Origin of the sequence: Desulfurella sp. (genome assembly GCF_049977265.1) — a bacterium.
Taxonomy (GTDB): Bacteria; Campylobacterota_A; Desulfurellia; order Desulfurellales; family Desulfurellaceae; genus Desulfurella.
This window is the reverse complement of sequence record NZ_JBMFGQ010000052.1, coordinates 1-8257: the sequence shown is the minus strand read 5'-3', so window position 1 is coordinate 8257 and position 8257 is coordinate 1. Positions and strand designations below refer to the sequence as shown.

11 protein-coding genes are annotated in these 8257 nt (G+C 29.9%); 5 read left to right on the top strand and 6 right to left on the bottom strand.

The genetic code is table 11. The features are described 5' to 3' along the window. Both ACP5FO_RS07980 and mazG read right to left on the bottom strand, forming a co-directional pair. Positions 1–364: hypothetical protein (locus ACP5FO_RS07980; protein ID WP_428157329.1), on the bottom strand; the 364-nt coding region annotated here is incomplete at its 3' end. 131 nt (positions 365–495) lie between these two features. Next, positions 496–1245, bottom strand: coding sequence for a nucleoside triphosphate pyrophosphohydrolase (gene mazG, locus ACP5FO_RS07975; RefSeq protein WP_428110664.1), 750 nt, complete (start codon positions 1243–1245; stop codon positions 496–498). A gap of 67 nt (positions 1246–1312) precedes the next feature. Here mazG and ACP5FO_RS07970 point away from each other — a divergent pair, with 67 nt between their 5' ends. Next, positions 1313–2395 carry a VIT1/CCC1 transporter family protein gene (locus ACP5FO_RS07970; protein WP_428110663.1) on the top strand — a complete coding sequence of 361 codons (1083 nt, stop codon included), beginning with the start codon at positions 1313–1315 and terminating at the stop codon, positions 2393–2395. Here ACP5FO_RS07970 and ACP5FO_RS07965 read toward each other — a convergent pair. The 3 genes from ACP5FO_RS07965 to ACP5FO_RS07955 are packed head-to-tail and all read right to left on the bottom strand — an operon-like array spanning position 2363 to position 3519. Further along, positions 2363–2596 carry an EexN family lipoprotein gene (locus ACP5FO_RS07965; RefSeq protein ID WP_428110662.1) on the bottom strand — a complete coding sequence of 78 codons (234 nt, stop codon included), beginning with the start codon at positions 2594–2596 and terminating at the stop codon, positions 2363–2365. The genes ACP5FO_RS07970 and ACP5FO_RS07965 overlap by 33 nt on opposite strands. A 14-nt stretch (positions 2597–2610) precedes the next feature. Next, positions 2611–3192, bottom strand: a complete 582-nt coding sequence (locus ACP5FO_RS07960; protein WP_428157328.1) for an isochorismatase family protein — start codon at positions 3190–3192, stop codon at positions 2611–2613. 9 nt (positions 3193–3201) lie between these two features. Continuing rightward, a complete protein-coding gene (locus ACP5FO_RS07955; protein WP_428110660.1) occupies positions 3202–3519 on the bottom strand; it encodes an STIV orfB116 family protein in 318 nt (105 codons plus the stop codon). Positions 3520–3644: 125 nt separating this feature from the next. Between ACP5FO_RS07955 and ACP5FO_RS07950 the strand changes: the two genes are divergently transcribed. The 4 genes from ACP5FO_RS07950 (at position 3645) to ACP5FO_RS07935 (ending at position 6502) form a co-directional block, all read left to right on the top strand. Beyond that, a complete protein-coding gene (locus ACP5FO_RS07950; RefSeq protein WP_428157327.1) occupies positions 3645–4277 on the top strand; it encodes a zinc-ribbon domain-containing protein in 633 nt (210 codons plus the stop codon). A gap of 58 nt (positions 4278–4335) precedes the next feature. Beyond that, positions 4336–4977 (top strand): hypothetical protein, encoded by a 642-nt coding sequence (locus tag ACP5FO_RS07945; RefSeq protein WP_428110657.1) that lies wholly within the window; start codon positions 4336–4338, stop codon positions 4975–4977. Positions 4978–4994: 17 nt separating this feature from the next. Continuing rightward, a complete protein-coding gene (locus ACP5FO_RS07940) occupies positions 4995–6248 on the top strand; it encodes an ankyrin repeat domain-containing protein (RefSeq protein ID WP_428157326.1) in 1254 nt (417 codons plus the stop codon). Positions 6249–6325: 77 nt separating this feature from the next. Then, positions 6326–6502 (top strand): hypothetical protein, encoded by a 177-nt coding sequence (locus ACP5FO_RS07935; protein ID WP_428157325.1) that lies wholly within the window; start codon positions 6326–6328, stop codon positions 6500–6502. A 37-nt stretch (positions 6503–6539) separates the two neighbouring features. On the opposite strand, the gene ACP5FO_RS07930 is transcribed toward ACP5FO_RS07935, so the two are convergent. Continuing rightward, positions 6540–8075 carry a sigma 54-interacting transcriptional regulator gene (locus ACP5FO_RS07930; RefSeq protein ID WP_428110654.1) on the bottom strand — a complete coding sequence of 512 codons (1536 nt, stop codon included), beginning with the start codon at positions 8073–8075 and terminating at the stop codon, positions 6540–6542. Positions 8076–8257: the final 182 nt, after the last annotated feature.

Below are 8257 nucleotides of genomic sequence, written 5' to 3'. Positions count from 1 at the left end.
GAAAATTGCCATTGCCATCTGTACCAATATTAGCACCACCACCTTTAAAATCACCTTCTATTACGCCTTTTATACCTTCTGCTTTGTTGTCTAGACTAAAACCCAAACGCGTATAGTTTGCAGTTGAGCCAAAACTTGTTTGCGCAGGAGTATTTAGCGTTTTACCAGAATACTCTGGCTTTGCGCTGGTTCCAAGAAAACTTTGATTGTTGTACCAATCAAAATACATTTGAGTAAAACCATACAATGTAATGTTTGTGTCAGTCTTTGTTGTAACATTTCCAGCATAGCTTGCGCTTGTAAATCCAAGAGCAGCTATGACAGCCAAAGAAAGTACGCTTTTTTTCATTTTTTGCTTTACCATGCAAAAAACCTCCTCTCAATAATTTGTTGACTCAATAGTATGGTTTTATTATTAAATTTTCTTCATATTTATGTAAATAAAATGTAAATATAAGTAAATTATTTCAAAGAAGTTTTTTTGAGACTAATAATTTAAGTTAGATTCTTTGACTCATCCCACAGTTTGTTTAATAATTCTTTTGAGACGCCATCAAAATTGCCGTTTAATTTCTCTTCAATGTATTCAAACCTTTTAATTATTTTATCTATTGATATATGAAGAGCTTCTTCTGGATCAATATCAAAAAACCTTGCAAAATTAACTATGCTAAACAACACATCCCCAAGTTCTTCTTTTTTTTGCTCTGTAGTTTTTGCTTTTTTAAACTCACTTAACTCTTCGTAAATTTTGGTTTCTGCATTTATTGCATCATCAAATTCCAAGCCAACTTTTGATAATCTTTTCTGGACCTTATAAGCTCTAAAAAGCGATGGCATTCTTTTTGGTATACCTTCAAGTATAGATTTTTTATCTTTTTGCTTAATGCTATCCCATTGGGATAATACTTCCTGTGCTGTATTTAATTGTTTTTTGCCAAAAACATGGGGGTGACGCTTGATTAGTTTTTCTATTAAATTATCAATAACGTCAATCAAACTAAAATTGCCATTTTCATTTTTTATAACACAGTTAAAAACTACTTGCAATAGACAGTCACCTAACTCTTCAATAATCTTTTGATCATTATCTTCTTCTAAGGCTTCGTATAGCTCATAAGCTTCTTCTATAAGGTTGTTTTTTATAGATTGATTGGTTTGCTGTCTATCCCAGGGGCATTCTTTTCTTAAACGTTCAACTATTTTAACAAGCTCGCTAAATTTAATAGCATACACATCACACATAAAAACTCCCTCTAAACTTGACAAAATTAAATTTATTATATATGAATTATACACAAAGGGATGTAAAATGGAAAATTTTTTGAATTTGATTGAAAAGTTTTATCAAGGAGAAATAAACGATTATCACTTATATTTAGCATTGTCAAAATCACAAAAAGATGAAGAATTAAAAAATCGCTTAAGTGAAATTGCACAAATTGAAAAAAATCACTCGCTTTTCTGGAAAAAAATTGCTAAAAAATATAATATAGAGCTCAAAGATAAAATAAATACACTAAAAATCAAAATAGCAGTTTTTTTGCAAAAATTCATATCTGCTGCAATAATTGTATCATTATTGGAAGCCGGCGAAAACTCGACAGTCAAAGAATACTATAGCTTTTTAAAATCAAACGCTCTTGACGAAAAAGAAAAAGCTATTTTGAAAAATATTATTTTAGAAGAAATTGAGCATGAAAGTATATTTAATAAAGAATCAAAAAAATTTGGTGCAAACAATGTAAGGGATTTTATACTGGGAATGAATGACGGCATTGTTGAAATTTTGGGCACAGTTGCAGGACTTAGTGCTGTATACTTTACCAATCCTTTTTTGGTTGGAATAAGCGGTTCAATTGTGGGCATTGCTGGAGCACTATCTATGGGTATTGGTGCATTTATATCCGTTAGATCCCAAAGACAAATTGCTCAAAGCAAAAATGAAAGAAATGAGATGTTGTTTAGCGTTGCGCCAAAGCGTGCAATTGAAGTATTAAAACAAGATCTTATTGACTCAAACATAGATGAAAATATAGCTACTGAGATTACTAAAAAACTCCAGGACTCCAATACTGATTTATCAAAGTTTTTAACACAGGAAGTAGAAGAAAATGAGTTAAAATCAGGTTTTTTTACAGCTATAGCATATTTGATTGGCGTACTGTTTCCCGTTACACCCTTTTTTATCTTTAAAACCTCAATGAGCGCGTTGCCTTTTTCAATATTGCTTGCATTTTTAGCTTTATCTAGTGTTGGTACAGTTGTTTCAATAGTATCAGGTATTTCTATTAGAAAAAAAGTACTTGAAATGGTAACTTCATCTTTTTTTGCCGCTGCATTTTCGTTTGGATTTGGTAAATTAATGCAAATTCTGTTTCATGTTAGTGTGTGATAACTCAATATAAGCTTCGTATGCGTTTTTACAATCTTGATTTTCGTACATAATTTTCCCATAGTTTTGCTTGCAATAGTGAAGTCTTTCAACGCATTTTTTAGGATGTGATAAGTAATATTCTCTAGAATGGTATTGATGGCATGCACTAAGTAAAAAAGGTACAAAAAAAAGCAAAAGTATCTTAATTTTTTTTGTCATGAAATCACCTAAAATTATTGGATTAAGTCATTTAAATCAATTAAAATAGCGCCCGCTTTTAGCATTTCATTGATAGACAATGCTTCATCATCTGGTTTTAAATTTACAGCCTTTGAAGCATCGTGCAAAAAAAATGTAGTATAGTTAAAAGAAAGCGCATCCAAGATTGTTGCTTTTACACAATAATCCGTAGCAAGTCCTCCGATAAATAATCGCCTGATATTCAAATTATTTAATTTTTCATTAAGGTCTGTACCATCAAAACCAGAATATGCATCTTTATCTGGATTTGTTCCTTTTGAAATAACGATTGTCTCATCTGTTAATTTTAAATCTTTATAAAACATTGATCCATCTGTATTTTGAATACAATGAATAGGCCATATACCTCCAAATTCTTTAAAAGACGAATGATTTTTTGGATGCCAATCTCTTGTGGCAAAAACAGGTCTATTGTTTTTTTCAAAAAACTCTATATAAGAATTTGCGGAGTTGATAATATCACAGGCATTTGGTACAGCTAAACTACCCACACAAAAATCGTTTTGAATGTCTACTAAAATCAATGCATCTTTGCTTGTAATTGATACTTTCAAGGCAATCACCTACTCCAGTCTTTTTAAAATACCTAATGTATAATCTTTACTGCACAATTCTTTTATATTCAACACCTGACCTTCTTTAAGCCTAGTAAGCAAATGAAACACTATAGCTAAATCTCCCTGTTTCATTTTAATTGTTATGCGGTTATATTTAATATCAAGCTCTAAAAGTTCACTTAAAAATATTGCTGTTGCTTCATGACCTATAGCTGATATAAAATTACTTGCCTTGAGAATTTTTTTTGCTTGAGCAATACTAATTTTTTTGTACCTATACAAACCAAAATCTGTCAAAATGGGACCATTTAACAAATAAACCATTGTAAATTATAATAACAAATTTTGCAAAATATTCAATATTAAAAAAATTTTTTAAATTTTGCTTTACAAAACATACTTTTTTAAATAAAATGTTACAAATTTGAAATAATATACCAGGAGGGTTTATGTTTTGTCCAAACTGTGGCAAAGAAATAGATGATTCTTCAAAGTTTTGTAAGTTTTGTGGAGCAAAAATTGAAAAAAACCAAAACACAAACTTATTTTCTGCACCAAATATTGATTTTTCAAAGGCTGTATCCATTATTTCCAGTTTAAGTTTTATCAAAAAAGCATTTCCATCATCGTTTGGGTTAGCCTTATTAATGTTTTTATTTCCTTTTGTGTTTGTATCGTGCACTATAGATCCTACAAAAAAAATATCATTGTCTGGTTTAAATTTAGCTTTTGGTACAAATATAGGAAATGAACACATTCAAAGTACACTGGTATTGCTTGTTTTTTTATTTGGGCTTGTAGCTTTTGTTCTTTCAATAATTTATGTTGTTAAATCTAAAAAACTTCTTTATTTAGCTATACCAAGCGGACTTGGTATTTTAAACTTATTAATACTAATTATTTTTAGGCATAATTCTATAAATCAATTAAATGAGCAAGTCGTACCGAATTCTTTATTTAATGTAAAATTAAGCCAAGTAGTAACGATGGATTTCACGTTAGCTTTTTGGTTATGCTTATTTCTAAACTTGGCTGGCTCAATCATTGGAATTTATTTGTTAAAAAATAAAGATTATGTCTAAAAAAATACAAAAATTTCGTTTTTTTAAAAAAATTGCTATTTAGGAGGTATTTTGAATTATGTCATTTTTAAACAAAGTAGAAAATAAGATTTTTTTTAGACTTGTTAGAGTTTTTAGTTTTTTTATGGCATTTATTGGTTTAATCATGCTGATATATGCATTGGTTGTTATAGTTGGAAACTTTTTGCCAACAAAAAGCTCTGTTGAAGTAAACTTTAGCGATGTTCAAAAAGCTATAAAAGCAAACTATTATCAAGAAAACCAAAACACTACAAACGCTACAACCCCAAATAATACTGCACAAATAAATGAACGGGCTCAATATATTCAAAACAAAATAACATCCATTACACAATTGATACTAAAAAAGCTAAATTTACCTCAAGATAATTTTGAAAATATAAGTAACAATATAGTAAGCAACATAAACAATATAGACGCAAAATATCAGAAATCTTACTTAGACGGACTTTATGAGGTTTTAGAAAAAGCCCCAGCAAACAAGCTTGACGATTATTACAGACAGTACAATGATTTATTTAACCAAAAAATAAATTCAATAATAGAAAGCAAAATGAAAAAGCAATCAAGTCAGTCAACATACCTTATAATAGCTCTCTCGGGCCTTGGTGTAATATTTATGTATTCAATCATTTTGGCGCTTCTTGCAATAGAGCGCAATACAAGAAAAGAAAATTAGTGTTAAAGGGGTAAAACATGTTTTGTCCAAATTGCGGCAAAGAAATAGATGATTCTTCAAAGTTTTGCAAGTATTGTGGTTACAATATTACGCAACAAAACGAACAAAAACAAGAGACAAAACAAGCTGACACATCCAAAGACTCACTAAAACCTGATTTAAAAGTTATTCAAAAACCTAAAAATGATTCATTACTTGTTGCTATAATTGTTGTTGGATTAATTGCTATAGCGGCTTTTGGGGGTTATTTTGTATACAAAAGCATGTTTTCTTTACACAAAAAAGCACTTGAGTTAATTGACAAAAAAGAGTATTCAAAAGCTGCTCAACTGCTTGCTAAATCCTGCAATAAAGGTAATATAGATTCTTGCGTTAGACTTGCAGATATGTATGCAAATGGTACGCAAATTCCAAAAGATGAAGCTCAAGCAATTAATTTCTATACAATAGCTTGCAATAAAAACAATTCAATTGCATGCGCAAAACTTAGAGAATTAAGCTCAAACATGATCACTCAACAAACACAAACAACCAATGCCACGCAAAACCAAACGCTACAAAACCTTGAAGAAGAAAAAAACGCTATCCTAAATACAATTAAAACTTACTATCAAAACATACCAAATAACTTGCGGGAAGCCTATAGAGTGCTTTCTAGCAATTTTCAAACAAAACAACCCTACAATCTTTGGTCTGATGGTTTTAAAAACACTATATCAACAGAACTTAAAAATGTAGAAATTACGCAGCTTGATAATCAAACATCCAAAGCAAATGTTATAGTAACAGCACAAGATAAAATAAAAGATGGAACAGCAGTTAGTACATACGAAGGTACCTGGGAGTTAATTAAATCTGGAAATGAATGGAAGCTTAATAAAGCTGATATTAAAAAAATTAGCGAAAATGTTATTAGTCCAAATGTAAATACCAATAAAAAATCAATTGCTGCACAACAAACAAAAGAAAGTATTCCAAAAAAATCATACACACCAGAAGATTTATTTAAAGCTATATCAAACTCTAACGCTACACTTGTAAAAAAGATATTAGCCCAAGGCATAAATCCGAATGTAAAAGATAAAAATGGATCAACCCCGCTAATGTATGCAGCCTATTATGGAAATTTAGAAATCTGTAAAATTTTAATTGCTCACGGTGCTGATGTAAATGCAAGAAGTGTTGTTGGTGGCACCGCACTTGGTGCAGCAAAAGAAAGTGGTAATCAAAGCGTTTATAATTTTCTTTTGCAACATGGAGCAACATATTAATATTTATTAATAAAAAAATGCTTGACTTGTATTTGTAAAGTTACTATAATTTTGAAAATTTTTAATGGAGGTATGGCATGAAAAAAGTTTTAGCAATGTTGGTTGCATCAATGTTTTTAACCACAGCACTTTCTCTTGGCGCAAAAGCAGCTGAGCAAAAAAAAGTAGAAAAGAAAGTTGAGAAAAAAGTAGAAAAGAAAGCTCCAGCAGCAGCTGCAAAGAAAGCCGCAAAACCAAAAGTAGAAGGTTGCTAATTAAAGCACAAGCACAAACAGACTTTTCTGTTTGTGCTTATTTTTGTAATTTTATGTTGTATTTGTGAATTCTGTAGTCTAGCTGCCTTAAAGTAAGATTAAGTAATCTAGCTGCTTTTGATTTGACAAATCCTGTTTCTTTTAATGCTGTTTCTATATGTTTTTTTTCAATATTTTGTATCTGGTTGGGCAAATTTTTGTCGCTATTAATTGGTATTTCGTATTTTTTTAATGGTATGTTCTGAAAAATGTAGGCAGGCAAGTCTTTAACATAAATAGTATGATCATTCATAACAACTAGTCTTTCTATAATATTTTCAAGCTCTCTTACATTACCAGGCCAGTTATAATTAATCAATTCTATTAAAACTTCCTTTGAAAGTTGAATACTTTTATTGTATTTATCGTTAAATATCTTTAAAAAATAATCTATCAGTATTGGTATATCTTCTTTTCGCTCAACTAAAGGTGGAATTTTTATAGGTATAACATTAAGCCTGTAATATAAATCTTCTCTAAATTTTCCATCATTTACAAGCTCATATAAATTTTTATTTGTTGCTGCAATAATTCTTACATCTACAGAAATTGTATTTAGACTGCCAAGCCTGGAGAATTCCTTTTCCTGTATTACTGTTAATAGTTTTCCTTGTAATGATAACGGAATGTCGCCAATCTCATCCAAAAAAATTGTCCCTTTATCTGCTATTTCAAATTTTCCTTTTTTTTGAGAGATTGCACCAGAAAATGAACCTTTTTCATAACCAAAAAGTTCTGCTTCTAATAGGTTTTCTGGTATGCTTGCACAGTTTATATTAACAAAAGCTTCTTTTTTCCTGCTGCTTAGTTTATGTATAACTTTCGCAACCAAACTTTTTCCAGTGCCGCTTTCACCTTCTAAAAGCACTGTCGAATCAACATTGGCAACTTTTAAAACAGTACTTTTTAAATTATCAATCGGTTTTGAAACGCCTATAATTTCAGCTATAGGCTCTCTAATTTCTATTTTATTTAATAAAATTTCCTTTTCCTGCTCAAATGTCCTTTTTTGAAATTCAAGTTTTTCGTTCATTTTTTGAGCAAAACCAATCAAAATGCTTGTCATTGATAATAACTTTATCTCGTTTTCATATGATAAATTTCGCGTTTTTTCTTTGTAAACACCGAGCACGCCAAGTTTTTCTCCACCAATTTTTATTACGGTTCCAATAAAAACTACATCAAAATCAAAACGGTTTAAAATGCCCATTTTGTTTAAAAAATCCTTATTTTCCTTTGGATCATGTATGATTGCTGGAATCTCGTTTTTAAATACACTACCTACAATACCTTCACCTACTCTAAAAACACCTTTATATTTTTCTTTTTTAAGCAAACCAAAGCTTTCTTTTATTTCCAACGTATTTTCAATAGGGTTATACAAAGCAATAAAACTTGCCGGTATGTCAAGATAAGAGTAAAGCAATTTAAGTATACTTTTGAAAGCATCCCTTATATTGTTTTGTCTGCTCAAAACTTTACTTACTTCATGAAGTATGCTAAAATAATTTTCATTAACATTAATACTCCTCATTGTAAACAATTATACAATTTTGTTAACAAAAATACAAGTTTTGTTTGGTAATTTAAGCAAAAAAAGCTATAAAAATAAGAAATGCAAAGTTTAGAACGCTTTTTGCTTAATATAGACCAACTAAACTTAGGAGGTTTTTATGTCAGTTGAGAAAGTCTTAAAACTTATTAAAGACGAAGAGG